Raw genomic sequence first — 23774 nt, 5'->3', positions numbered from 1 at the left:
TGTGGGGACACGCATCGCTTTCTCAATTCGCATGTCGGTCTCGGAAATAGCTTCGCATTCTCGCGGCTTGTTTCGCCCGAGCTTGCTTCGTCGCTTCACCCTCACCAATGAAAGAGGGCGCAGGGAAGACCGGGAGCCGGCTGGCTCCCATGGCCCGCCATGCGCAAGAGTAGTTTGCGCTACAATGCACAGCGGGAAAAACCGCGGGGCAACCGGAAAACATCCCGGCCTTCCCTGCGCAGTGGTTGGAACGGCTTATGTCGCGCTCTCCCCGGGGAGCGATGCACTATTGCCCCCGTCGCCTTGCAGATGGCTGATGCGCGCGGTCCGGTCGGGCCGCCACATCTCCGCAAGACTTGACGCACAGACTCCGGGCGCCAGGACCACACGATTTTGCCGTACGCTGATCACACCGGTCGTGTGCGCGATGCCTTCGCTCACGGTCGCCCGCCCTGCAAAGCCCTTCGCGCCGACGTGACCTGCATCCACCGCCGCCCGGCCCGCGTGTCGTGACGATCGCGATACGCCCCTCTTCCTTGGGCCGGAGTGAGCGAAAACTACGGCAAAACAGAATTTCTGTAAAGACGAATATTTTCGTCTAGCGAATTGACCTATCGCTGGCGTGTTTTGCCCGACGGGCAGCGCAAGGACTTGTAGGGTGGGTTAGCGAAGCGTAACCCACCACTTTAGCTTCCCGTCGCGAGACGTGGTGGGTTACGCCTTCCGCCTTCGCTGGTTGAGCTACGGCGGACGCGGTCGGCAAACCCACCCTACGAGACTATTCCGGCTTTCGATGCGCTCGATCCGGGCTGCGGGATAGCGGCTGCTGCCGCGCACCGAACAGCGTAGGGCGCGCAATCAGTCTTCGCTGGAGGCTGCGGAGCGGTTGGTCAGATAGGCCTGTGACAGGAGAAAGAACAGCGCACGCTCGCCATGATACTTGGCGGCCGGACGCGTGCGCTCGAACCCGTCCGCAAATATCTTGCCGGACTGGTCGCTGACTTGCCATCGCCAGCCAAACCGCTTGCGCCTCGTTAGGACCACTTCGAACATCTCGACGGGCTGGGCCTTCTGCTCACTGCCGGCGGCGCAGGCGTCGATGCTCTGCGCTCCGGGCTCCCTTGGACCGATGCCCGACATATAGCGCAGCGGAGCGGAAAGAGAATAAAATTGATTGTCGAAATTGCGTAGCCGCAGGCCGGCTGTGACGAATGCACAGCTCTGGGAATGCGCTGCAGCGATAGGTGTTGCGCGCGGTTTCGTATTCACATCAGAACGCAAAAAACATGATGGTGAGCATCCGCTCACCGCTATGAATGACGGGGAATGACGGGCGTCAGCAGGCGACAAGGAACAGTGATCGCCTTGCGCGGCCGCTTCGCCGCACCACAACTGGATTTGGTGCGCTGAATGAGAAGTGCGGTACGATATTGCGGAAGTCTGCAGGATCGGAATCAGCCCAGTCACGGCCATCCGGACGATCAGCAGGAAAAGGGTGCGCAGCGAGTTGCGCCCGGCGGTATCCCGCGTTCAGCTTAGCGGGCGACGACTTCGACCTCGCCGTCGACGCCGTTCACGACGTTGAAGCCGCGCTCGTAGACCTTGCCTTCGTTCTTGGCGATGGCGCGGTATTCGCCTTCGGAGAGCACGACGCGCGGGAAGGCGCCGATCGATTCCTTGATGACGTCGCCGCCTGGCGTCAGCACCGACCAGGCGGTATTGGCGAGCGCCTCGCCGCCCTTGTCGCTGACGAGTTTGAGCGTGATCACGGCGGCGCGGTGGGTGATGGTGACGTCGGTGAGCTTGCCGGCCTGGACGCGAATGTCCGAGCGCACCACCGAGTTGGCGTCGCCGTAGTTGGAGATGATGTAGTAGGTGCCCTCCGGCAGCAGCACGACGTCGCCGGCCGCGACGTTCGGCACCAGCGAGGCGCGCTCACCGGACTCGAACTGGCTGCCCTTGTAGATCGCGAACGAGATCTGGTTCTGCGGAATGCGGCTGGTGCCGACGCGGCCTTCGATGCGCAGGCCGCCCGCGGGCAGCACGAAGGATTCACGGTCGGTCTCCGCCTTCAGGCTGACCGTGCGCACGGCGCTGACGAGACCGAAGGCGACGTGCACGACATAATTGCCGGGCGGCAGCACGATATTGGGCGTGGCGTTGCGATCCTCGCGGATCAGCTTGAAGGTGCCGTTCTCGTCCGGCCGGTCGGCAAACACCCGCCACACCAGCCCGCTGCTGATCGCCGGCAGGTCCTTGCCGTATTTCGCGGTCAGCGAGAGCACGGCCTGTCCGGGGGCGGCGACGTTGAGCGGCGCGGACGGCGGCACCGTCGTAAGCGCGGGCGGAATCGTCGGGGAAGTCGGCTGCGTCAGGGTCGGCGGCAGGCTGGGCGGTGCGGCGCCCGGTCCCGAAGGCGGCGCCAGGCTCACCGCGCCGCCGGGGTCTGGCACCGAGGCCGGTGGCACCGGGGGCGGGCGATCGGAGAAAAGCTGCGCTTGCACGGCGTTTTGGCCGAAAAACAAGAGGCATGCGGCAAGGCTTACAGCCGGCAGCAGCCGAACGCTGCGCCGCCATCTGATGATGCCGTCACCCCCACTAATCATGTCACCTGCTTTTGACCGAAAACGCGGCAAATTCAAGCCTCAGGAACCCCAGGAAATACGGTCATCTGGAACCCGATTGACGCCTGCGTGATTAGACTTAAGACAACAGCCCATCGCCATACTCCTGCCCAGTGCCCTTCCCAAAGCGGCATAAACCATGCTTCGTCCTGGTTCTGGCGGCGCGGCAGTGTGGCGCCTAGTCTGGTGATGCGGCTGGCCCCGGCGTAGGAGAGTTTCGGTGCTGGACATGTTGAAAGGTCGGGGCGCAAGCGTCTCGAACGGCGAGAAGATCGGGCTCGGCAGCATTCGCCGACCGGTTATCGGCCTTGCCCTTGGCGGCGGGGCGGCCCGCGGATTTGCCCATATCGGTATCCTGAGAACGCTGCTCGCGAACGGCATCGTGCCCAACGTCGTGGTCGGTACCTCGATCGGCGCGGTGGTCGGCGGCGCCTACGCGACCGGGCAGCTCGACACGCTGGAGGACTGGGCGCGCAGCCTGCAAGGCGTGCGCAACATCCTCGGCTATCTCGACATCCGCCTCAACGGCTCCGGCCTGATCGGGGGCGAGAAGCTCGCAACCCGGCTCGAGGCATCGATCGGCCCGACCCTGATCGAGGACCTCGGCGTGAAATTCGCGTCCGTTGCGACCGAGGTCCGTACCGGTCACGAGATCTGGCTGACCCATGGCCGTGTGGTCGACGCGATGCGCGCCTCCTACGCCCTGCCCGGCATCTTCTCGCCCGTGCTGGTTGGCGACCGCTGGCTGGTCGACGGCGCGCTGGTGAACCCGGTGCCGGTCTCGGCCGCACGGGCGCTCGGCGCGGAAATCGTCATCGCGGCGAACCTTTCAAGCGACATTTTCACCCATTCCACGACGATCTATTCGCATGGTGCGGTACCCGAGCCGATCGCGCCTGTGACCGAAGAGCCCGCGACGAAGCGGCGCTTTCCGCGCTTCTTCTCGCCGGAGCGCACGGTGAAGCGCGAGTTCTTCGGCGGCGGCGGACGGCCCGGCATCTCGGCGGTGATGGTGGATGCCTTCAACATCATGCAAGACCGCATCACCCGTGCCAGATTAGCCGGCGACCCGCCGGACATGCTGATCACGCCGCGGGTCGGCCAGATCGGCTGGTTCGACTTCCATCGCGCCGACGATCTGATCGCGTTCGGCACGCGCGCCACCGAGCGCGCGCTGGATTCGATTCAGGAGGCTATCCAAGTTCTGGCGCCGGCGCCCGACGGCACCGCGCCGAAGGCCGGCGATTGAGCCCGGTTCAGGCGGTCTTGATGTAGTCGCGCAGGGCTTCCTGCTCGGTTTCGTATTCCTGCACGCGGCGCTTGACGATGTCGCCGATCGAGATGATGCCGACCACCTTGCCGTTGTCGACCACGGGCAGATGGCGGAACTTGCCGGTGGTCATCGTCTCCATGAGCTCGGCCACCGTGTCGGTTTCCTTGCAGGTCACGACCTTGCGGGTCATGACTTGGCTCACGGGCTCCTCCAGCACGCCTGCGCCTCGGTCGCCGAGCACGCGCACGATGTCACGCTCGGACAGGATGCCTTCCAGCCGGCTCTGATTCATCACCAGCACCGCGCCGATCTTCTTCTCGCCGAGCAGTTTCACCACGGTCGCGAGCTTGGCATCGGGCTCGACGCTCATGATCTGATGGCCCTTGGCGCTAAGAATGGAACGTACCGTCATTGTCGCCTCCCTGAATCCCGTCCGTCCGCTTGCGCGGCCCGGACTTGTTCGCGAGTCTTCAACTAACAGTTACAGCGCCGGTTCATGCTTCAGGCGCCTGTCGAAGCACCGCCGCTAGCGGCTTGTTGCTTCGGAACATTCTTCGTTGCGATGATGGATGAATTCGGGCGGCGCCGCAAGCGCCGCTTCAAATACGGTTTGAAATGTCCTGTGATGACGCATCCGCAGCATCGCTTCGCGCACGCGGCACAGGATCGAACAGCGCAAACAGCAAGAGCCCCGTGAAGAAGCCGCCGATATGGGCCTGCCAGGCCACGCTCGCGCCTTCGGTCTCGATCCCGAGCGCCCCGACGCCGAAGATGATGTTGACGCCGAACCACACCGCGAGGAACGCGAGCACCCGTCCATCGCGCAGCGCCCGCGACAGCGGCAGCGCCGGAACCTTTGCTGCAGTTTCGGCATCCGCGCGGTTGAACGACAGGAAGCTGCCGCGCGCGAAAGCAAAGCGGATCGCTGCCGCCATCGCGCCCGACACCGAGGCCGAGGCGCCGATCATCGGCGCCACCGCATGCTCGTGGGTGACGAGATGGGCGAGCGCGCCGGCCGCCGCGGTCACCGCCATGAAGATGAAGAACCGGATCGCGCCAAAGCGCCGTGCCAGCGCACTGCCGAACGGCAGCAGCCACAGCACGTTGAAGCCAAGATGGGTGAGATTGGCGTGCAGCAGCGAATAGGTGACGAAGGTCCAGACCTTTGCCCCGGTGCCGCCGGGGATCTGCAGGTTGAGCAGCGAGGAATCGTAGCGCTTCGGGATAAAGCCGAAGACGTCGATGGTCCAGTTCTCCAGGTCCGCCGGCAGCAGCATCCGCAAATGGATGAAGGCCAAGAGGACGATATAGACGGTCAGCGCCGTCGGCAGCGTCAGGACAGGCTCGCGCGGAGCCTCCTCGATGGCAGCCGGTTGGTCTGGTGGAAGATTTGGCGGGGAGTCCAAGGGTACTTCGCTTTCAGGCGCGAACGGAGCGACAGGCTTGGAGATAGTCGCCTTTGCCCACCTGGTGCAAGTGCACAAAAGGAAAAGGGAGGGCCCTGCGAAAAGCCCTCCCTGTCCGTGTCGGCCTTCCGGCACCTGGAGGAATAAGGAGTATCCCCACCCCTCCCCGCGGCCAGTGACCAAACTGTTTGACGCCCTGTGTACAGCCCCGCCGAGAACCTGGTTGAAAGCGGCGCGGCTTGCGATCGGGATCACCATACCAGCCGCGCCCGATGCGCAAAGCTCATCGTTAATTTAACGTTAACGACGCAAAACCGGTCCCCACGCGGCCGAAAACGTGCCCGCGGCATGGACGCTGCAAATCCCCTCCTGCACAACAACGAAAGGGATCGCGGGTGCACTGAAGCGGGACAGGTGTGTCCCGCGAGGTCGCGCCCGGGGGTAAGCGTTCAAACATGAAACATCCGTCGAGCCGCGAATTCTTCGCGTATTGGAACGAAAAGCGCGGCGCTGCCCGGGCGCCGGACCGGGCCGATATCGATCCGGCCGCCGTACGCGGCCTGCTCGGGGACATCTTCGTCCTGTCCTGCGAGCCGAATCTCGGCTTTCCGTTCCGCGTCGCCGGCACCCGCGTCTGCGCGCTCGCCGGCAGCGACCTCAAGGACCAGAGCTTTGCCGCACGGTTCACCGCGGCAAGCCGCGGCGAGATCGAGGAGATCGTTACGGTCGTCGCCGACGAGACGCTCGGCGCGATCGCCGGCCTCACCGCCGCGCGCGAGGACGACAGCAAAGCGCATCTCGAGCTTCTGCTCCTGCCCTTCAACGCCCGCCCGCACACGCCGGTGAGCATCACCGGCGTGCTCGCACCGTTCGACGACGAATGCGGCCCGCTCGGCGCGTTCACCCTCACCTCCTGGCGCTATCTGCACCAGCCGGAGAAACTCCTGCCGCGTGCCATCCGCAAGCTGCAAATCGCACGCGGACTGATGGTGTATGAGGGGCTGAGGTAGTCTTCGAAAGCTAGGCGCAAGACATCTCGCGCAGAGCTCGCCGCGCGACAAATGATCGCGCCTGCGGCTTGGCCGTTTTTGCCGGATTTGCGTCATTTCCGATGCCGCCCCGACCGGGTAGCTTCCGCGCCACGTGAAGCGGCGAAGACCGGATGACATCAACATGAGCTGGCGCATTCTGGCGTGGAGCGGCCTCGGCTGCGCGGCGTTGCTGCTGGCGATCGGCGGAACCTGGCTGTTCATGCTGCCCGGCTCGCCGGCGCGCGGAGCTGCGCCTGTAATATCCAGGGACGAATCCGAGGCGACGCTTGCGGCGCTGAAGCCGCCGAAGCGGCGGCGTCCCCTGATCGCCATCGTGGGCATCAACGACATGAGCGAGACCACCGATTACCTGATGCCGTATGGCATCCTCGCGCGTGCCGATGTCGCCGATGTGCTCACGCTGGCAACACAGCCGGGGCCGGTCACGCTCTATCCTGCGCTGAAGGTGCAGCCGCACACGACGATCACTGAATTCGACGCCGCGCACCCGGATGGCGCCGACTACGTCATCGTGCCCGCGATGACGCGCGAGGATGATCCGGTGGCTCTGCAATGGATCAGGGCCCAGGCCGGCAAGGGCGCAATCGTCATCGGCGTCTGCGTCGGCGCCAAAGTGGTCGCCAACACCGGGCTACTCGACGGCAAGCGGGCCACGACCCACTGGTATTCCGTGCGCGACCTGCAAAAGCATTCTGCGATCCGCTATGTGGCAGACCGCAGGCTGGTCGTCGACCACGGTGTCGCGACGACGACCGGAATCACCGCATCCATGCCGATGGCGGTCACCTTGATCGAGGCCATCGCCGGGCGCGGCAAGGCCGAGGCGGTCGCCCGCGACATCGGCCTTGCGGAATGGGACGCACGTCACCGCAGCGATGCGTTCCAGTTCACGCGCCCCTTCGCTCCGCCATCGCCAACGCGCTCACATTCTGGAAGCGCGAGCACCTCGGGATCAATCTGACGCCCGGCATCGACGAGGTGTCGCTCGCGCTGATCGCCGACGCGTGGTCGCGGACCTATCGCTCGCGCGTCCTCACCTTCGCGGCGACGGCCGACGCGCGGACGAGCCGCGGCGGCCTCGGCATCCTGCCGGACAAGATCGCAGCCGACTGGCCGGCGACGCAGACACCGCCGGCCGCCGTCGCATTGCCGCCGGCACAGGCGCTGGACCAGACGCTGCTGGCGATCGACGCGCGCTACGGACAGCACACGGCCGATTTCGTCGCGATGCAGCTCGAATACCCGAGATAGCCGCTCCCGCGTCGGCGCGGACGGCTTGCGATCCTCTGCTGGAACCTTACCTGCTAGAGGACGTTGCCGGTTTGCCGCGGCAAACGTCTATGCGGCAACGCGGCTCGGCCGGATGCGTTTGTTAGCCGCCGGGCCTCCGTCGAGGGAAGATTCCCATGATGGAGCACGCGACCAGAGTTGGTAATCGCTTGTTAGCTGCGTTGCCGCCTGCCGACTTCGCGTTGCTTGCACCCCATTTGCGCAAAGTACCACTCCAGCACGATCAGGTCCTGATTAGGGCGGGTGATCGGATCGACCACCTCTACTTCCCCTGCAGCGGTGCAATCGCTCTCATCATGGAGTTACCGAACGGACAGACCGCCGCAACCGCCGTGATCGGCAACGACGGCGCCGTGGGACTTATGACGGCGCTCGGCCCCCTCCGCTCGCCGGTGACAGCGGTCGTCCGCGTGGCGGGGACCGCACTGCAAATCTCGCCCGCGCGATTTCAGGCGGCGCTCGAGCGAAGTCCCGCCCTCGCAGGTGCGGTCCAGATTCTCATCAGGGCGATGCTAACGCAGGTCCAGCACGTCGCGGCCTGCAATGCGCTGCACTCCGTCGAAGCGCGACTCGCCCGCTGGCTGCTTCACATTCACGATCGGACGGACGGCGGCGACGTCCTGCACCTGACGCAAGAGACATTGTCGGAATTGCTCGGGGTACGGCGCACCACGGTCACGCACGTCGTGCGCGCACTTCGAGCATCAAGGGCCGTGAAATCCAATCGGCGCGGCCAACTCGAGATCGACAGGCAACGGCTCGAGGTCGCCGCCTGCGAGTGCTACAAGGTGATGAGCCGCCGGATCGATCGGATCGTTTCGCAGGATGCCGCAAGGCTCCTTCACGCCGCGCCGGCGCGGAACGGCTGCCCGCCTCCGGACTTCCCGTTCGCCAAGACCGACTCGTAGACCCAGGCCTCTCTGGCGAACCATTCGTGCGTCGCCGCGCACATCCGGCAATAGGTGCGCGAAAAGAAGACCGCACTGCACCGAAACCTTTCGCGATCCATCTCGATGCCCGTCGGAATCGCGTTTCCCGTTTCCGGGCACCTGATCATCACCATACCCATCCCGATTTCCTCCAGCTTGGCATCACCTCAACAGTGAGGGAGGCCGGCACCGGCTGGACGGCGTCTCTTTTTGCGAAGACGCTCGTCCAGCCGACCCACGCGGCCAGTAGCTTCGATTCAAGCAGCCCTACGCAGAACCCGGTTGAAGCTCTTCTTGATCGGCTCGGCCGTCTCGGTCGCGACTTTCTGGGCGAGGTCCCAAAGCTCCCGGTTTTGAGCGGAAGCCGCGTCAAACGCCTTGCGGCTGTGGGCGGTGGAGAGGTTCACGAGATCCGCAAACGACCTCGCGTCCGCAAGCTGGGAGAGGAATTCCAGCGTGGAGGTGGTATTGGCATTGGATATTTCGATAACCTTGGTGTTGTAGTCGGCGGCACGCTTGGCATTGGTCGAACAGGCGTCGCAGAGGGCTCCGGTGATCTCCTCGGAAGCCGCCTTCATCTGCTCGAAATTTGCCTTGGCCCGTGTGGCGCTCTGCTCGGCGAGATCGCCGAAGATGGTCCGGATGTTGAAAAAAGGTAAGTCGAAGTTGAGCTTTGCACTTCCATTCGCCGTCCCATTCAGCGGGGCGGCATTCGTCTCGGCTTTCACATTGGCATCACTCACGGGCATTCATCCTTTCAAGCGAAACTAGATAGTGGATTGAAGCTCCCCGACGCTCCCAGGTGCGTGCCGCACCGGGAAACCAGTGCCCCTACTTTCAAGATGGTGGGATGCTGCTGCGGATGTGCCGCCCTCGCCCCCTGCCGGAAGCAACTATGAGCAGGGAGACTCGAGATTTCTGTTCGCTTTCTGACTCTCGGCTTGATTTTATTCGAATCATGTGATGACGCAGCGCAAACAAACATCTTGCTTCTTTGAAGTTGCTGTCATCGCTTGCACCAACTTCAGATTACTGACGGCGCGCGGTGCAAAGGCGTCAATCCTTGGCGCCGTTTGAGCTCCATCCGGAATTATTGTGCGAGGTGTGCACCCGGCCGCAGGGACCAGCGCAGCGCATTGGACGATGCTTCGCATCGCAAGGCGCTGCGCTGCGTCCAGCAGCACGCGTCCGCTCTCAAGGATCAGGCATCACCGTGCCTCTGGCGTCTTGCAGCAGAGCGCTCACGGCATCGCCAGATGCCAGGCGCCGTTCAAGAAGCCGTCGCCGGTGATGTCGCCGGGCTTCTGGTCCTTGGCGAAGGTATAGAGCGGCTTGCCCTTGTAAGCCCATTGCTTGGAGCCGTCGTCGCGCGTGATGATGGTGTAGCCTTCGCCCGGCGTGTCGCTCGCCCCCGCCTTCAGCACCGGCCAATTTGTCGCACACGGCCCGTTGCAGGCCGACTTGCCGTCCGAGTCCTTGTCGAAGGTGTAGAGCGTCATACCCTTGGCATCGGTGAGCACGGTGCCCTTGTCCGTCTTTCCGGTCTTGGTCGGCGGCGCAGCGAACGCGGCGGGAGCAATCGCGAGCGATGCTGCGAGCGTGAGTGCGAGGCGGATCGAGGATGTCGTCATGGTGTCTCCTGTCATGCAAATGGCTTGCATGAGTAGGACGCCGCACGGTGCGTCGTATTCCTGCGATGACGGCAAGGATTTTTTTCGCTGTGTGTGGCGGCACAACGGAATAAATTGGAATCGACAAGACGGGGCGACCGATCAACATGAACAAGCCGCATTGGCGCTACGCGCGCGCGTCCGACCTGCCGGCGATCAGCGCGATCGCCGCGCGTATTCATCCCGATCTTCCCGAGCGGCCGGAGGTGCTCGCAGAAAAAATGCGGCTCTGCCCGGACGGCTGCCTGGTGCTCGTCGCGGAGGACGAAATTGTCGGCTACGGTCTCGCGCACCCCTGGATGCAGCACCTGATTCCGCCGCTCGACGGCTTCCTGGAAAGGCTGCCCGACGATGCGGACTGTCTCTATGTACACGATGTCGCCATGCTGCCTGCGTATCGCGGCGGTGGCGCGGCGCGCGCCTATGTTGCGGCAACCGAAAGCCTGGCGCGATCGTCAGGCATCGCGACGCTCGCGCTCGTTTCGGTCTACCGCACGCGATCGCTGTGGGAGCGCCTCGGCTTCCGCGCGGTCGCAGCCGATGTCTCGTTGCGCAGGAAGCTCGCGCCTTACGGCGAGCGCGCGACCTACATGCTCCGCGAGCTCGCCCGCTCCGGCAGCGCCGGAACGTGATCTCCACCACTGCTCACGCGGGTGTGAAGCCACGCCCCGAACCTGTCTGCGCTGAACGGCGGCAGTTCAGCCTCGGCGCTTCTTCCTCGCCTTCTTTCCCGGCGCGCCCTTCACGGGCCACGGTGTGACCGAAGGCGGCTCTGCGTGGCCTGGCTTGTTCCGATGCCTCTTTTTTTGTCCGAACGTCGGAGCATGGTCGAATTTCGGCCCGCGCTCGCCGTGAGCCTTGCCGCGTGGTTTGAATCCACCTGCGTCGCGCGCGCGATCGTCGCGACGTTCACGATGATCACTGTCGCCGCCCTCGCGCCGAGGCGCGCGGGACCGCTCCTCCGAATGCGCTTGCCCTTGGCGCGCGTCCCCCATCGGCTCGATGCGGATGCTGTCTTCCTTGTCCGGTCGCCGGATCTTGACGGCGAAGGATTCCGCGACCCGCTCGGAAATTTCGAACTCGGTGGTCGTGTCCATGATCCGGATGGTGCCGATGTCACGTTTGTCGATGCCGCCGCGACGGCAGATCATCGGCAACAGCCAGCGTGCCTCCGCGTTCTTTCTTCGCCCGATGGCGGCACGGAACCAGACGCTGGCCTCCGCCATGCCGTGACGCGACGATGATTTTCCCGATTTCGATCGGGCCCTTGCCGGGCGATCGTCGCCATCCGCGGCTTGAAATTTGTCACGACCGCGATCGTCGCGCGGGCGGCCGCTGCGCTCGCCCGGATCGATGATGTCCTCGGGTGACGGCAGTCGTGCGCGATAAAGCCGCGCCAGCGCCGCGGCGATATCCTCGGGCGAACGCTCAGCCAACAATGCCTGCGCCAGGATCAGATCCTCGGAGGTTGCGTCTTCCGTGAACACGGCGTCCCTCAGCAGGCGCTCATGATCGAGCTTGCGGATTTCATCCGCCTGGGGTGCCGTCCCCCAGACAGCGTCGATGCCGGACAGATTCAGCAGCAGTTCGGCACGCCGTCGTCGCGCGGGCGGCACCAAGAGGACGCTGACGCCCTTTCGCCCCGCACGTCCGGTGCGCCCTGAGCGATGCTGCATGACCTCAGCGTCCTTGGGCAGATCCGCGTGAATGACGAGGTCGAGGCTGGGCAGGTCGATGCCGCGCGCCGCGACATCGGTCGCCACGCAGACGCGGGAACGTCCATCCCGCAACGCCTGGAGCGCCAGGGCTCGCTCGTTCTGCGTCAACTCGCCGGACAGAGCGACGACGGAGAAGCCCCGCTCCAGGAGCGCTGCCTGCAAATGCCTGACGGCATCCCTTGTGCTGCAAAACACCAGAGCGCTCGGCGACTCGAAAAAACGCAGCACGTTGACGACCGCGTGCTCGACATCGCCGGGGGCGATCCGGATGACGCGGTACTCGATATCGGCATGACCACCTTCATCGCCCGCGACCTCGATCCGAAAGGCCTGCTGTTGATACTGCTTGGCCAGTGCAACGATGCCACGCGGAAACGTCGCTGAGAACAACAAGGTGCGGCGCGTATCCGGCGTGGTCTCGAGGATGAATTCCATGTCCTCGCGAAAACCGAGATTGAGCATTTCGTCGGCCTCGTCGAGGACGACAGCCGTCAATTCCGAGATGTCGAGACGGCCGCGCCGCAAATGATCGCACAATCGGCCGGGCGTACCGACGACGATGTGAGCGCCCGCGGCGAGTTCGCGCTGCTCGCGGCGCGGATCCATGCCACCCACGCAGGAGACGACGCGCCCGTCCGCATGTTGATAAAGCCAGGCAAGTTCGCGATGGACCTGCAAGGCGAGCTCGCGGGTCGGCGCCACGATCAAGGCAAGCGGAGCGGTGGCCGGCTCAAACCGCTCGGCGCTGCCCAGCAGATCTTTGGCGATGGCCAGTCCGTAGGCAACGGTCTTGCCGGAGCCGGTTTGGGCCGAAACCAGAAGGTCGCGGTCGACCGCTTCGCCGGCGAGCACAGCCAGTTGAACGGGGGTCGGACGATCGTAGTTCCGCTCGGCCAAAGCTCGGGCGAGCGGCGGACTCATGGTCGGGAATGACACGAGATGGAAAACCTTGGTTAATTCAGGCGCAGAACGGCGAGCCGGGGGGCCTGAAACTGCGTGCCCGGCAAGCGGCCAGCCGCATATGGCGATTTGATCCGGTCGCTTTACGCCAAGCGGAGACAAATCACCATGCCTATGGTGTGCCCAATGCGCGATGTCGGCAGCGGTGGCGGCGGAGGTTGAGCTCACCCGATATCGTGAGGAGGCTAAAGATCGCCCGGTTGAGCGATACCAGCCTTGTCGCGTCGGCAATTTGATCCCAAATCGTGCCTCACGAGAGTAAGATACGGGTGACACATGGGCGACAGCATATCGCTTGCCGACAAACTCGCGACCTTTCAGGAGCTCTGGTCTCCGCGCACGATCACGACCTTCAACGATTGCGACGTGATGGTGGTGAAGGTGAAGGGAGAGTTCACCTGGCACAAGCACGAGGACACTGACGATTTCTTTCTCGTCCTGAAAGGCAATTTGGACATCGAATTGCGGGATCGCACGGTGACGCTCGGTCCGGGCGAGCTCTACGTCGTGCCCAGAGGTGTTGAACATCGCCCGGTGGCACGCGAGGAGGTTCATCTTCTGCTGATCGAGCCGACCGGCACGCCGAACACCGGCGACAAGGCAACCGCCGCAGCACGCAAGCTCGTCTGAAGCGTAGGACTCTATCGGTCCTTAATCCCTGGAGGTCACCAGCTTGCTGAAGCTGCCGATGAGCCTTGCTCTTGCCTGCGCAACCCAGTCCCGTGCCGTGCGGATCAAGGCGCGAACGACCCGCCAGGCCTCGGTTGCTTGCAGCCAGGCTTTCGCCTCTGAGAACTTCGTATAGGCCCAGGCGAAAGCCGGAATCCTCATCAGCTTGTCGCGCGTGAGGTGAAACAGGCGCTCGACCAGCACGAGCTTGAGCAGTTCGCCGATGATGAAAGTCACCGCGCCGCTCAGGACCTGGCCCGTAGCGGCGAGGTATGCGGCCACCGGCTTGATCGGCTCCAGGATAATCACAGGCACGGAAAACAAGGCGAGCGAGGGATAAGGCGGCAGTGATCTGATCCAGGCCCGCAATCGCTTGAATTCGAGATGCCGCCCAAGCCAGCGCGATATTGGCCGGGCCACGGCCATGAACACCGCATCCACCAGGAAGTAGATAACGGCCAGGATGTAAGTGACGGGTTTCAGAATTCGCTTCACGGCACCTCTCCCGCGAAGTGAAAGCCGGAACTTGGGCCTAAGTTTCACCTCAGCGTGAATAACTCGCGGATTCCCGATGGAACTTTTTGGACATCGTCCCGCTTCTGCGCGTTTTGGCCGCCATCATCCCACCAGCTCCGGCCACGGCACGATGGTCGACTTCACCGTCTTCATCGCCATTGCATCGTTGACCGCCTGCGCAACGCCCGCTTCCGTGAACGGATAGATCGTCTGCATCTTCAGCCACGGATATTTGTCGCGGGTGCGGTAGAGCATGTCGACGCCGAGCGGCAGGTCGTTGCCGGTGAAACCCCAGGATCCCAGCACGTTGAGGTCCTTGGTGCAGATGCGGTGCCAGGACGTCTCGATCGAGCCCGCATCGGTGAACTGGCCCATCTCGACATAGGTGCCGCCGTCGCGCAGCATCTCGATGCCTTCGGGGCCGGCGGTGGGATGGCCCGAGCAATCCATCACGAGATCGGCGCCGAAGCCGCCGACGATATCGCGCACCGCCCTGATGCGCGCCTCGGTAGTCCCGAACTCTTCGATGTTGACGGTCGCTTCCGCGCCGAATTCGCGCGCGAGCCTGAGCCTGGGCTCTTCGGGCGCGCCGACGCAGATCACCCGCCCTGCCCCCATCTCCTGCGCGGCGGCGACGGCCAGAATGCCGATCGGGCCCGATCCCTGGATCACCACCGTGTCGCCCCAGGTGAAGCCGCCGGCACGCGCGGCGCGGTTGAAGGCGCGGATGCAGGAGGTGAGAGGCTCCGACAGCGCGCCCAAGCGCAGCGACATGTCGTCGGGCAGCTTGTAGATCTTGGTGCCCGGCAGCATGTCGAGATCGACATAGACATATTCGGCCCAGCCGCCCCACAGATGCGGCACCTTGTCGAAGCCGAGATAGCGGCCGTAATAGACCGGCGTCAGGCATTTGTTAGCGGTCTGCGGATAGTGGATGCAGTAGTAGCAGCGGCCGCAGGGCATCAGCGGCGGGATCATCACCTTCGACCCAACCTTCAACGGCCTGCTCATGAAGTCTTCGGTGAACTCGTCGCCGCATTCGACGATGACGCCGCCGAGCTCGTGTCCAAGCGTGAACGGCCAGGGCAACGGCTTCGGCCAATGGCCTTTCAGGATGTGCAGGTCGGTGCCGCAGACGCCGCAGGCGCCGATCTTGATCAGCGCCCCCTTCCGGCCGACCTTCGGCCACGGCACGGTGCGAATGATGGGTTCAGTGCCCGGCCCGGCGTGGGTGCAGACGCGGATTTGCTCCATGGCTGTTTCCTTCGATGCCCGCTTGTTATGATTGATGGTGCGGGCTGAGGTGAAGCCTAAGTGAGATGCGCGATCGTGCCAAGCCGCGGTTGTTCGTAGCCCGCATCAAGCAACGCGGAATGCGGGATCGGCTGCCCCCGCTGCGCTCCATCGGGGCTACGGTCGGAACAACGCCGATGCTGCGTGACTATCCCACTCAGTCTCCATCAAGACGCTAGTCTAGGACCACACACGCATATCTGTCGAAGGCTTCCTGCAACCAAGGGACTGCGATCAAAATCACCAAAGCGCTCGATGAGGCGCAGGCCACCCGATGCGATGAGCAATGGCATCTCCTGCGGGAAGATGTTGCGCATCTGCAAAGGGACTTTCCAGAAATCCTTCTCTGCCTCCGTCGACCAATACCAATCCACGTGACGGACTTGGGTCAGCGGATCGTACCTCGCGGTCTCCTCGACAATGACCGGGCCGAGCGTGCCGTGGACCACTGTGCCGACCAATTGACGCTTCTCGGGATCGCAGTTGAGCATGGCGACGTTCGGCATGAACGCGTCGAACACGAGCCTGCCATTCTGCGAAAGGTGTTGCGCGACCGAACGGAAAAAGCCGCTGAAATCGTCCGGACTATGAAGGTGCAGAACCGAGTTCATGGCGACAATGATGGTGTCGAAGGTCCGCCCGCCGAGATCGAAGTCGCGCATGTCCAGTTGAACCAGATCGAGCTCGACCGCCTGCGCTTTGGCATGGCTCCCCGCGCGCTCCAGCATCTCGGGAGAGATGTCGCCTCCAATGACCTGCAGGCCTGCCTGCGCCAGTGGAATGGTCAAGCGGCCGCTTCCACACGCAAGATCCAGAACGCGGCCACCTCGTTCGCGGGCCGTCTCGACATAGAAGCGCTCCAGGGTCAGGTCTCGCGGAGCCACTAGGTCATAAAGGTCGGGCCGATCGTAGAGGCTGTTCTGTTCCATGAGAGCGATTGTATTGGAGGAGGCGTCCCAAGCAAGTTCGTAGGTGGCACGAATCGAAGCGGAATCCGGGAAGGACCTAGACCCGGATATCGCTGCGCATCCGTGCTACGGCGGGTCAATTCTGGCTCGCGAGCAGACATCCGACGATCCGTTCGACCTCAACATAGTCCGCTGCAATGTAGTGTGCGCCGGCGTCCCTGAGCGTGGCGGCGTGGCCCTGACGGATGTGTCCCGCAGCAAGCAGCCCGATCACCGTTGCACCAGCCGCGCGCCCGGCGATGACGCCGCTCGCGCTGTCCTCGATGACGATGCAGTCGCGCGGCGGTACGTCTATCCCGGCGGCGGCGTGCAGGAAGATGTCCGGATGCGGCTTGCCTCGCGCGACATTGGAGGCGCTGAACACCCGCCCCTCGAACAGCGAAGCCATGTCCAGGACCTCGAGACACACGGCGAGGCGGTCCGGCGAGGAGGACGAGGCGATGCAGCGGGACAGGCCAGTGAATCGCGTGATGAACTCCCGCACGCCCGCGACCGGCGCAAGCTCCTGCCTGAACCGCGTCAGGGTGCGACCCTGGTAGTGCTCGCCGAACGACGGCGGCAGCGTTCGACCGACCGCGGTCTCGATAGCGGCGATCACCTCGTGAAATCGCTTGCCCATGTAGTCGCGATAGGCATCCTCGAGCGTGGTCGGCACGCCCAGCTCGGTCACGATCTCGGCCAATACGGTGTTGGACAGCACTTCGCTGTCGGCGATGACGCCGTCAAAATCGAAAATGATCGCCCTGGTCATTGTGCCCTTCCCAGCCGGGCGCAGAGTGGGAGCCGGCAATGGGAGTCGCAACTCACGTTTGGATTCCGAATCTTACGATGCGCGCTGCGGCAGCGAGGCGGAATGCGGGGCCGGCGGTCCCGGATTTCGCTGCGCTCCGACGCCAGGCCGGCCCAACCAATCCAGCAGCGGCACGCTAATCATAACGGCGCGTTAACCCTATGCGCTTTAGGGTCGTGCGGACTCCGCCCGGGCGGGGGTCGGGTAGCGAAAATGGCGTTGGCGAACAAGAAATTTCTTCCGGCCGCCGAGGAGCGTCGGCGATTCCAGCGGGTGAAAGTGCACCTGCTCGGCCGCTACATGCTGCCGGACCGCCGTGAATTCCCCTGCCAGGTGATCAATATGTCGCCGGGCGGGCTCGCGCTTTTGGCCCCGGGCATCGGCAATGTCGGCGACCGCGTGGTCGCCTATCTCGACCATATCGGCCGCGTCGAGGGCAAGATCACCCGGATCATCGACAACGGCTTCGCCATGACGATCGGGGCGACGCCGCGCAAGCGGGACAAGCTCGCCGCCCAACTCACCTGGCTCGCAAACCGCGACATCCTCAACCTGCCGGAGGATCGCCGCCACGACCGTATCGTGCCGCGCAACCCGATCGCGGTGCTGACGCTCGAGGACGGCACCAAGATGACCTGCCGCATCATCGACCTGTCGCTGTCCGGCGCCGCCATCGCCGCGGAAAACCGGCCGTCGCTGAAATCGATGGTCATGCTCGGCCGGGTCCAGGGCCGCGTGGTGCGAAACCTCGAGGACGGCTTCGCGCTGGAGTTCATCCACGAGCAGCCGGCCGAGACACTCGAAGAGAGCGTTACCGCACGGTAAAGCGCAGTCGCGCTAAAACCCTGGTTTTCCAGCCTCGAAGGCGGCCTCCGTGATGCGGACGCCGCCTTTTTCGTATCCGCGGGCGGCGCTAGAAAGCGGTTAACACGCGGTCCCTCAGCGCGCTGAAACGCCGGTTCCGCCAGCGTTTCCACGTTAATCCCTACAATTTGAATCAATTGCAGTAATTTCGCATTTTATGCGAATTCTATTCAAGTATAGATCGAATTCGCGGGGCGTTTTACTTGTATTCGTCTCGACTTGACTTGGACGACTTAGCGGCAACTCAAAAGCTCGGTGCAATCGTGGTCCCAACAAGAAACGGGGGCCATGATGTTCGACTTCACGGGACAGGGGAAAGGGCTAGCGTTCGCCGCCATGCTCTTCGGGATCAGCGCGACAGTGCAGGCTGGTGAAAGCCGTCTGCTCTACGCAAGCCTCGGCGACACCACCCGTGCGCCGATCGGCTGGGTCGAGTTCTGTGCGGAGAATACCGCCCAATGCCAAGGCGGTCCTTCGCAGCCGCGCGACATCGTGATGTCGCAGGCGGCGTGGCGCGACCTCGTCAAGGTCAATCGCTGGGTCAACGAGACCGTCAAGCCTTTGACCGACCAGGAGCACTGGGGCGTGATCGAGAAGTGGTCGCTGCCGACTGACGGTTACGGCGACTGTGAAGACTACGTGCTGTTGAAGCGCAAGATGCTGATCGACGCCGGGTGGCCGCGCGAGGCCCTGCTCATCACCGTCGTGCGCGACAAGAAGGGCGAAGGGCACGCGGTGCTGACGGTGAAGACCGACAAGGGCGAGTTCGTTCTCGACAATCAGAACGAGAACGTCGTTGCCTGGACGGAGACCGGCTACCGCTTCGTCAAGCGTCAGTCGCAGAGTGATCCCAACGTCTGGGTCTCGCTCGGCGATACCAGGCCGGCGGTCTCCACCGCCAGCGCCAAAGACCAGTAGTTACGAGAGGACAAGTTACGCGACCCGGTCACATCCCCACCCCTCCCCGTCCCAGACCGGTTCGCGCGCGGCCAGGCTTCCCCCAAAGCCTGGCCGCAACCTTTTTGGACGCGAGAGCGATCAGTCCTGCCGGGCTTGCCGCGACCAAGGCACGCGCGCGGCCGTGAAATCCCGCCACGCGCTGCGCAAGGATGGCGCGACGCCGATCGACGCGCGGGCTTGCCAGCCGGCGATCGCGGCCACCGCGGTGCCGCTGTCGGGCGTCTCGGCAGCGACGCCGTCGAGCAGCGATGCGGTGATCGCCATGTCGTTGAAGGCGCCGAGTTCCTCCTGCAGATCGGCAAGCCTGCGCGAGAAACGCCTCGCGGACTTGCGGTCCTCGAACAGCGGCAGCAGGAACTCGCTGAGATAACGCAGTCGCTTCGTCGCCAGCCGCAAGCGGTGCAGTTCTTCCGCTTCGAGCAACTTGAAGCGCCGGCCGCGCTTGAGCACCTTCGCATGCTGCGCCGACAGGATGCGCTCTGCAAAGCTGACGGCGGGCTCGGCGAGGCGACCGAGATCCTCCGCGACGACGTCGTTGCGCCAGCCGCGCGCCTCGATCCAGCCGCCGAGGCCGATCACGAAGTTCGCGCAGCGACGGCCATCAAGCGCCTGGTGTGCCGTTCGATAGGCGTCCGACTGGCGCCTGGCCGCGACCTGTTCCAGCGCATCGAAGCCGGCGACCGAGGGACAGGCCTCTGCGATCGCCGGCAATGTCTGAAGCTGGAAGACATCCCAGTCGCGCGCGGCGGAAAGACTTTGCGCCAGCCATTTTACTTCCGACCGCAGCGCGTCGAGGTTGCTGAGCGAACCCACCGATCGCATCAGGTCCAGCGCCGATCGCAGGCGGCGTAGCGAGACGCGAAGCTGATGCACGCCTTCCGGATTGCGACCGTCCTCGGCAGCCGGCAGCGACTGAAGAAGATGATGGAAGCAGGAGCGCAGAATCGTTGCGAAGGCGTCGTCGAGGGCAACTGACGTGTCGAGGCGAAGCTTTCGCGGCCGTCTTGCCTGTGGCGGCGTGCCGGCGGCAAGGTCGAAGCCCCGCGCCGATTTGCTGCGGATCGAGGGTGTCACTGCCCCATGCTCCGCAAGTCGCAGCGCGACCTCGTAGATCGTGCTCGCGCTGCCGCTCTTGAACTCCAGCTCGATTTCGCTCACCGGCATCGATCGATCGCCCGCCTTCAAGATGCCCTGGTCGAAGGCGACCTCGACCGTCCCGGACGGCAGGTCAATGATGCGTGCATGGCGATGGATGTCGGCCGTGAAGACCGCTTCGAGCGGCTGGCTTTCGACTTCATCGCGAAGCTTGGCCGGGATGAAGGGCATCGCCAGGGTGAGATCGGGCGCAAGCGACCGGACGCTCGCCTCCCATTCGCCACGGCGCAGCGGATCGTCTGCGGCTTCGGTCTTCACCGTCTGGACGAAGCGCGCGCCACTCTGACGAACGCGCAAGCTCAAGCCGCCACGCCGAAGCGCCCGCTCCGGCGTATCATAGTAGACGGACTTGAGATGCTTGCGTGCGCCCCTGTTGCGCGCGTTCGCTGCGATGATCGGAGCGGCATTGAAATGCGCCATGCGATCGGCATCGACGAGAAGCTTGAGCTCGATTTCGCCGGCGTGCGCGGCGCCGTTTGGCAGAGGCCGCTCCGGTGTTGCCGTCTCGCTGCGGGACGGCGCCTCATGCAGCGCAACGTCTTCGATGAGCGTCGGCGCGGCGCCGGGTTCTGCAAGTTGTTGACTGGAGAAGACGGCGGATTGCGCCGCCCTCTTATTGTCCTGCGGGACAGGACTCCCCTCCAGCCCGTTCGGATTCTTACGGGCCGACGTTGCGTCGCGCTTCAACATTTCCGGTGACATGACGTTTCAATGACAGTTCGATAACATATACCGGTCACCGTTCGCTAGGAAAGCGGCATCAAACAGTCGGGACGGTTCCTGAGCTGAATTCGTTTGCGGCTCAGCGTCGCAAGTGATTGAATCATCAACAATCCGGTCACTTCAATACGGAGATCAATTCGTCAGCGAGCTTGACTCATGCTAGCGGAAAAATTCTTCCTGGTCCTGGAGACGCTGAGAAGTCACGCCTTGGATGACAGGCCCGAGATTGTGACAAGTTCTTCAAGGACCATCGCAATCGCTCATATCGCAACCAGGCTGCGGCGTAGAAAGCCGATTGCGGACGATCGGGACTAGGATTGGTCAACAATTTCAGCGCATCACGCCTTCGCGCGCGTGCAGGACGCAATCGATGCACGCCTTTATCAGTGTGCAAGACTGTTCTTGTAGATCTTCCCGTCCTTCATGATCACCACAAAATTCTTCGCGGGATCCTCGACGAGCCTGATGTTGTCGAGCGGATTGCCGTCGACCAGCAAGAGATCGGCGAACGCGCCCTCCTTGACCACGCCGAGCTTACCTGGATAGGGATTTCGCGCGCCCGATAGGCTCAATAGTTCCGCGTTGGTCGATGTCGCCATCGTCAGTGCTTCGGCCGGCGTGTACCAGTGCGCGAGCGCAGCCAGCATGGCGCCTTGCTGATCCGCCAGCGCTTTCGAGAACAGAACGTCGGTGCCGAACGCGGTCTTGATCTTGTATTTCCTGGCCAACGCATAGACCCTATCCGTTCCGGCGACGACCTGCCGCTTCTTGTCCTGCTCGGCAGGTCCGAGCGCAGCGGCGCCGCCGAGATCCAGGAACGGCTGCGTGCTCAACCAGATCCCCTTCTCTGCCATCAACTTGGCGCTCGCCTCGTCCATGAGATGACCATGCTCGATGCATTTGACGCCGGCCGCGATCGAGCGCTGGATCGCGACCGGGGTGTAGGCGTGCGTCGCGACATAGGTACCCCAGTTCTCAGCGGCTTCGACCGCCGCGCGCAGTTCGGGCTCGGTGAAAGTCGAGACATCAAGCGGGCTGAAGGGCGAAGCCACCCCGCCGCCCGCCGTCAGCTTGACCTGCGAAGCGCCCTGCATGAGCTGCTCGCGCGCACGCACGCGGACCTCGTCGGGACTGTCGGCGACCATGGCACCGCCAATCCGCTCCATACGGCTCAGCATTCCTCCGATCGTTCGCGGCAGATCGGAGAGTTGCCGGAAGTCGCCATGGCCGCCGGTGATGGTGATCATGGCGCCGGACGGATAGATGCGGGGACCTGCGACGAGATCCTCGTCGATGGCCTGCTTCAAGCCAAAGCTCGGCCCGCCCATATCGCGCACGGTGGTGAAGCCGCGCATCAGCGTGGCTGTCGCTTCGGCTGCGGCCAGAAGATTGTTGTAGCCGACATCGCCTGCGAGTGCCGCCGCCGGCGTCGGCCGCACCAGCATCGCGTGCCAATGCGCGTCGATCAGCCCGGGCATCAGCACGCGGCCGCCACCATCGACGGTTTGACCCGTGACCGCGATGTCGCCGGTCGAGATCTTCTCGATGGTCTTGTTCCTGACGAGCACGCTGGACGGTGCGGAGAGCGTGCTGGATTTGCCGTCGAAGATCCGGACATTGCGGAACAGGACCATGGAGTCCTGCTGGGCCTGCGCGGAAGACAGGTTGCCGAGAACCATTCCAATCGCCGCAAGCAATGCGGCGACTCCGGACACTCTGGCCGGCATCCTCAAACCCAACATATTCGGTCTTCCGCAGAGGTGGAGGACTACGCGAGGGGTGATGACAGGCAAGCAACGTCTGGCCGCCAGTTGACGCCGACGTTTAGCCTTCGTCAACTTACAACCGCGGCGGCATTGTGCGGTCCTGGCATCTGCTTTGATGAGAGGTCGGAGCGATCGACTGCAATTGAATCAAAGAGATGTCGCCGTGAGTAACGTCAGGCTGGCAGACGCGGGGCGTTCACGCACCAAGCACGTCCGCGAGCCGCAGCTCGTCGGCGGCGGGGTCCTTCAAGAACAGCTCGGCCTCGATCTTGCGAAGGTGCGATAGCATCTGCGCGCGCGCCGCCTCCCTGTCGCGCTTGCGGATCGCGGTGACGATTTCGGCGTGATGATCGGTGCCGCAGGCGGGCGTATCGTGACGGCGGTAGAGCAGGATGATGAGCGAGGAGCGCGCGATCAGTTCCTTGAGGAATCCGAGATAGATGCTGTGACCGGACATCTCGGCGACGAGACGATGAAACTCGCCGGAGAGTCGGACCGAGGCGCGCGCATCGCCGCGCCGCTCCGCCTCGCGCTCTTCAGCGAGATGCCGACCGAGCCGATCGAGCCAGGCCGGTGACACTGCATCGATGGCGTGATCGACGATGGTGGGCTCGATCAGGCGGCGCGCTTCGAACACTTCTCGCGCATCGGCGGGACTCGGACGCGCGACGAAGGCGCCGCGGTTCTTCTCGATGCTGACGATGCCCTCATGCGCAAGCTGCTGCAGCGCGGTGCGGACCAGCGTACGGCTCGCGCCGTAGATCTCGCCGATCTCGTCCTCGCCGAGCTTCGTGCCGGGCAGCAAACGATGCTCGAGGATCGCCGCGGTCACGCCCTCCCGGATCCGGCTGACGCGATCGCTCGCGTCCGGCGTGTCAGGCTTGGAGCGGGTTTTGGCAGCCATGGACGAGAGGCTCGGTCGGCAAAGGTCACGACGAATGTTAGTCGACGAGCTGTATCCAATCACAGGCGAAACTTTATACAATCTTCGCCCTTTTTGTGTGCAGACGCCCGCAAACGCGGCGCGCCGCCCCGGCGCACAGGATTCGATCTAACGATCTGACTCTGCTGCACAGTTTTGCAATTCGGCCGGCCAAGGGCTGTTGGCATGGACCTTGCGGAGAGAGGCGGAGCATCGCCCTCTCCAC

The 23774-nt window shown here is 63.8% G+C and carries 21 protein-coding genes and 1 pseudogene; 8 read left to right on the top strand and 14 right to left on the bottom strand.

Going from position 1 to position 23774, the window contains the following annotated elements; all coding sequences use genetic code 11:
• Positions 1-858: 858 nt before the first annotated feature.
• Together MTR72_RS28235 and MTR72_RS28230 are read right to left on the bottom strand one after the other, a co-directional pair.
• On the bottom strand, positions 859-1473 hold the full coding sequence (locus MTR72_RS28235; RefSeq protein WP_280970138.1) for a hypothetical protein: 615 nt from the start codon (positions 1471-1473) through the stop codon (positions 859-861).
• Positions 1474-1535: 62 nt separating this feature from the next.
• Complete coding sequence (locus MTR72_RS28230; protein WP_280970137.1) at positions 1536-2606, bottom strand: hypothetical protein; 1071 nt, start codon at positions 2604-2606, stop codon at positions 1536-1538.
• Positions 2607-2844: 238 nt separating this feature from the next.
• Here MTR72_RS28230 and MTR72_RS28225 point away from each other — a divergent pair, with 238 nt between their 5' ends.
• Positions 2845-3873, top strand: coding sequence for a patatin-like phospholipase family protein (locus MTR72_RS28225; protein ID WP_280970136.1), 1029 nt, complete (start codon positions 2845-2847; stop codon positions 3871-3873).
• Between the two features lie 7 nt (positions 3874-3880).
• Here the strand turns inward: MTR72_RS28225 and MTR72_RS28220 are convergent, their stop codons facing one another.
• Together MTR72_RS28220 and MTR72_RS28215 are read right to left on the bottom strand one after the other, a co-directional pair.
• Positions 3881-4309, bottom strand: coding sequence for a CBS domain-containing protein (locus MTR72_RS28220; RefSeq protein ID WP_280970135.1), 429 nt, complete (start codon positions 4307-4309; stop codon positions 3881-3883).
• Positions 4310-4496: 187 nt separating this feature from the next.
• Positions 4497-5303 (bottom strand): rhomboid family intramembrane serine protease, encoded by an 807-nt coding sequence (locus tag MTR72_RS28215; protein WP_280970134.1) that lies wholly within the window; start codon positions 5301-5303, stop codon positions 4497-4499.
• A 455-nt stretch (positions 5304-5758) separates the two neighbouring features.
• Here MTR72_RS28215 and MTR72_RS28210 point away from each other — a divergent pair, with 455 nt between their 5' ends.
• The 3 genes and pseudogenes from MTR72_RS28210 to MTR72_RS28200 all read left to right on the top strand — a co-directional run bounded on the left by MTR72_RS28210 (position 5759) and on the right by MTR72_RS28200 (position 8553).
• Positions 5759-6313 carry a PAS domain-containing protein gene (locus MTR72_RS28210; RefSeq protein WP_280970133.1) on the top strand — a complete coding sequence of 185 codons (555 nt, stop codon included), beginning with the start codon at positions 5759-5761 and terminating at the stop codon, positions 6311-6313.
• Between the two features lie 163 nt (positions 6314-6476).
• Positions 6477-7606: pseudogene (locus MTR72_RS28205) on the top strand (DJ-1/PfpI family protein).
• A gap of 155 nt (positions 7607-7761) precedes the next feature.
• The gene (locus tag MTR72_RS28200) at positions 7762-8553 is read left to right on the top strand and encodes a Crp/Fnr family transcriptional regulator (RefSeq protein WP_445819645.1); all 792 of its coding nucleotides are present in this window, start codon (positions 7762-7764) and stop codon (positions 8551-8553) included.
• Between the two features lie 278 nt (positions 8554-8831).
• Here MTR72_RS28200 and MTR72_RS28190 read toward each other — a convergent pair whose 3' ends face one another.
• Together MTR72_RS28190 and MTR72_RS28185 are read right to left on the bottom strand one after the other, a co-directional pair.
• Positions 8832-9323: a phasin gene (locus tag MTR72_RS28190; RefSeq protein WP_280970130.1), complete on the bottom strand. Its 492-nt coding sequence runs from the start codon at positions 9321-9323 to the stop codon at positions 8832-8834.
• Between the two features lie 492 nt (positions 9324-9815).
• Positions 9816-10205 carry a COG4315 family predicted lipoprotein gene (locus MTR72_RS28185; protein WP_280970129.1) on the bottom strand — a complete coding sequence of 130 codons (390 nt, stop codon included), beginning with the start codon at positions 10203-10205 and terminating at the stop codon, positions 9816-9818.
• 146 nt (positions 10206-10351) lie between these two features.
• Between MTR72_RS28185 and MTR72_RS28180 the strand changes: the two genes are divergently transcribed.
• Positions 10352-10876, top strand: coding sequence for a GNAT family N-acetyltransferase (locus MTR72_RS28180; RefSeq protein WP_280970128.1), 525 nt, complete (start codon positions 10352-10354; stop codon positions 10874-10876).
• 66 nt (positions 10877-10942) lie between these two features.
• Here the strand turns inward: MTR72_RS28180 and MTR72_RS28175 are convergent, their stop codons facing one another.
• Entirely contained in the window at positions 10943-12883 is a 1941-nt protein-coding gene (locus tag MTR72_RS28175; protein WP_280970943.1) for a DEAD/DEAH box helicase, read from the bottom strand.
• Positions 12884-13198: 315 nt separating this feature from the next.
• Here MTR72_RS28175 and MTR72_RS28170 point away from each other — a divergent pair, with 315 nt between their 5' ends.
• Positions 13199-13552 (top strand): cupin domain-containing protein, encoded by a 354-nt coding sequence (locus MTR72_RS28170; RefSeq protein WP_280970127.1) that lies wholly within the window; start codon positions 13199-13201, stop codon positions 13550-13552.
• A gap of 21 nt (positions 13553-13573) precedes the next feature.
• On the opposite strand, the gene MTR72_RS28165 is transcribed toward MTR72_RS28170, so the two are convergent.
• From MTR72_RS28165 to MTR72_RS28150, 4 genes are all read right to left on the bottom strand, one after another.
• A complete protein-coding gene (locus MTR72_RS28165; RefSeq protein WP_280970126.1) occupies positions 13574-14086 on the bottom strand; it encodes a hypothetical protein in 513 nt (170 codons plus the stop codon).
• A gap of 123 nt (positions 14087-14209) precedes the next feature.
• Positions 14210-15361: a zinc-binding dehydrogenase gene (locus MTR72_RS28160; protein ID WP_280970125.1), complete on the bottom strand. Its 1152-nt coding sequence runs from the start codon at positions 15359-15361 to the stop codon at positions 14210-14212.
• 206 nt (positions 15362-15567) lie between these two features.
• Complete coding sequence (locus MTR72_RS28155; protein WP_280970124.1) at positions 15568-16329, bottom strand: class I SAM-dependent methyltransferase; 762 nt, start codon at positions 16327-16329, stop codon at positions 15568-15570.
• 115 nt (positions 16330-16444) lie between these two features.
• Positions 16445-17119 carry an HAD family hydrolase gene (locus MTR72_RS28150; protein ID WP_280970123.1) on the bottom strand — a complete coding sequence of 225 codons (675 nt, stop codon included), beginning with the start codon at positions 17117-17119 and terminating at the stop codon, positions 16445-16447.
• Between the two features lie 252 nt (positions 17120-17371).
• Here MTR72_RS28150 and MTR72_RS28145 point away from each other — a divergent pair, with 252 nt between their 5' ends.
• Both MTR72_RS28145 and MTR72_RS28140 read left to right on the top strand, forming a co-directional pair.
• The gene (locus MTR72_RS28145) at positions 17372-17983 is read left to right on the top strand and encodes a PilZ domain-containing protein (protein WP_027554554.1); all 612 of its coding nucleotides are present in this window, start codon (positions 17372-17374) and stop codon (positions 17981-17983) included.
• 330 nt (positions 17984-18313) lie between these two features.
• Positions 18314-18940 carry a transglutaminase-like cysteine peptidase gene (locus MTR72_RS28140; protein ID WP_280970942.1) on the top strand — a complete coding sequence of 209 codons (627 nt, stop codon included), beginning with the start codon at positions 18314-18316 and terminating at the stop codon, positions 18938-18940.
• A 120-nt stretch (positions 18941-19060) separates the two neighbouring features.
• On the opposite strand, the gene MTR72_RS28135 is transcribed toward MTR72_RS28140, so the two are convergent.
• From MTR72_RS28135 to MTR72_RS28125, 3 genes are all read right to left on the bottom strand, one after another.
• Entirely contained in the window at positions 19061-20839 is a 1779-nt protein-coding gene (locus tag MTR72_RS28135; protein ID WP_445819644.1) for a CYTH and CHAD domain-containing protein, read from the bottom strand.
• Between the two features lie 404 nt (positions 20840-21243).
• Positions 21244-22539 carry an amidohydrolase family protein gene (locus MTR72_RS28130; RefSeq protein WP_445819646.1) on the bottom strand — a complete coding sequence of 432 codons (1296 nt, stop codon included), beginning with the start codon at positions 22537-22539 and terminating at the stop codon, positions 21244-21246.
• Between the two features lie 283 nt (positions 22540-22822).
• Positions 22823-23530, bottom strand: a complete 708-nt coding sequence (locus MTR72_RS28125) for a GntR family transcriptional regulator (protein WP_280970121.1) — start codon at positions 23528-23530, stop codon at positions 22823-22825.
• Between the last annotated feature and the right edge of the window lie 244 nt (positions 23531-23774).

The sequence above is a fragment of the Bradyrhizobium sp. ISRA442 genome, from assembly GCF_038085055.1.
Lineage (GTDB): Bacteria > Pseudomonadota > Alphaproteobacteria > Rhizobiales > Xanthobacteraceae > Bradyrhizobium.
Note: the sequence above shows the minus strand (reverse complement) of the source record. Positions and strands in the feature narration are given on the sequence as shown.

Bases quoted from the DNA above. Each gene is read 5' to 3' on its own strand.
- MTR72_RS28235 (WP_280970138.1), bottom strand. From the start codon at position 1,473: ATGGCCGTGACTGGGCTGATTCCGATCCTGCAGACTTCCGCAATATCG.
- MTR72_RS28230 (WP_280970137.1), bottom strand. From the start codon at position 2,606: ATGATTAGTGGGGGTGACGGCATCATCAGATGGCGGCGCAGCGTTCGG.
- MTR72_RS28220 (WP_280970135.1), bottom strand. From the start codon at position 4,309: ATGACGGTACGTTCCATTCTTAGCGCCAAGGGCCATCAGATCATGAGC.
- MTR72_RS28210 (WP_280970133.1), top strand. From the start codon at position 5,759: ATGAAACATCCGTCGAGCCGCGAATTCTTCGCGTATTGGAACGAAAAG.
- MTR72_RS28200 (WP_445819645.1), top strand. From the start codon at position 7,762: ATGATGGAGCACGCGACCAGAGTTGGTAATCGCTTGTTAGCTGCGTTG.
- MTR72_RS28190 (WP_280970130.1), bottom strand. From the start codon at position 9,323: ATGCCCGTGAGTGATGCCAATGTGAAAGCCGAGACGAATGCCGCCCCG.
- MTR72_RS28185 (WP_280970129.1), bottom strand. From the start codon at position 10,205: ATGACGACATCCTCGATCCGCCTCGCACTCACGCTCGCAGCATCGCTC.
- MTR72_RS28180 (WP_280970128.1), top strand. From the start codon at position 10,352: ATGAACAAGCCGCATTGGCGCTACGCGCGCGCGTCCGACCTGCCGGCG.
- MTR72_RS28175 (WP_280970943.1), bottom strand. From the start codon at position 12,883: ATGAGTCCGCCGCTCGCCCGAGCTTTGGCCGAGCGGAACTACGATCGT.
- MTR72_RS28170 (WP_280970127.1), top strand. From the start codon at position 13,199: ATGGGCGACAGCATATCGCTTGCCGACAAACTCGCGACCTTTCAGGAG.
- MTR72_RS28160 (WP_280970125.1), bottom strand. From the start codon at position 15,361: ATGGAGCAAATCCGCGTCTGCACCCACGCCGGGCCGGGCACTGAACCC.
- MTR72_RS28155 (WP_280970124.1), bottom strand. From the start codon at position 16,329: ATGGAACAGAACAGCCTCTACGATCGGCCCGACCTTTATGACCTAGTG.
- MTR72_RS28150 (WP_280970123.1), bottom strand. From the start codon at position 17,119: ATGACCAGGGCGATCATTTTCGATTTTGACGGCGTCATCGCCGACAGC.
- MTR72_RS28145 (WP_027554554.1), top strand. From the start codon at position 17,372: ATGGCGTTGGCGAACAAGAAATTTCTTCCGGCCGCCGAGGAGCGTCGG.
- MTR72_RS28140 (WP_280970942.1), top strand. From the start codon at position 18,314: ATGTTCGACTTCACGGGACAGGGGAAAGGGCTAGCGTTCGCCGCCATG.
- MTR72_RS28135 (WP_445819644.1), bottom strand. From the start codon at position 20,839: ATGTCACCGGAAATGTTGAAGCGCGACGCAACGTCGGCCCGTAAGAAT.
- MTR72_RS28130 (WP_445819646.1), bottom strand. From the start codon at position 22,539: ATGGTTCTCGGCAACCTGTCTTCCGCGCAGGCCCAGCAGGACTCCATG.
- MTR72_RS28125 (WP_280970121.1), bottom strand. From the start codon at position 23,530: ATGGCTGCCAAAACCCGCTCCAAGCCTGACACGCCGGACGCGAGCGAT.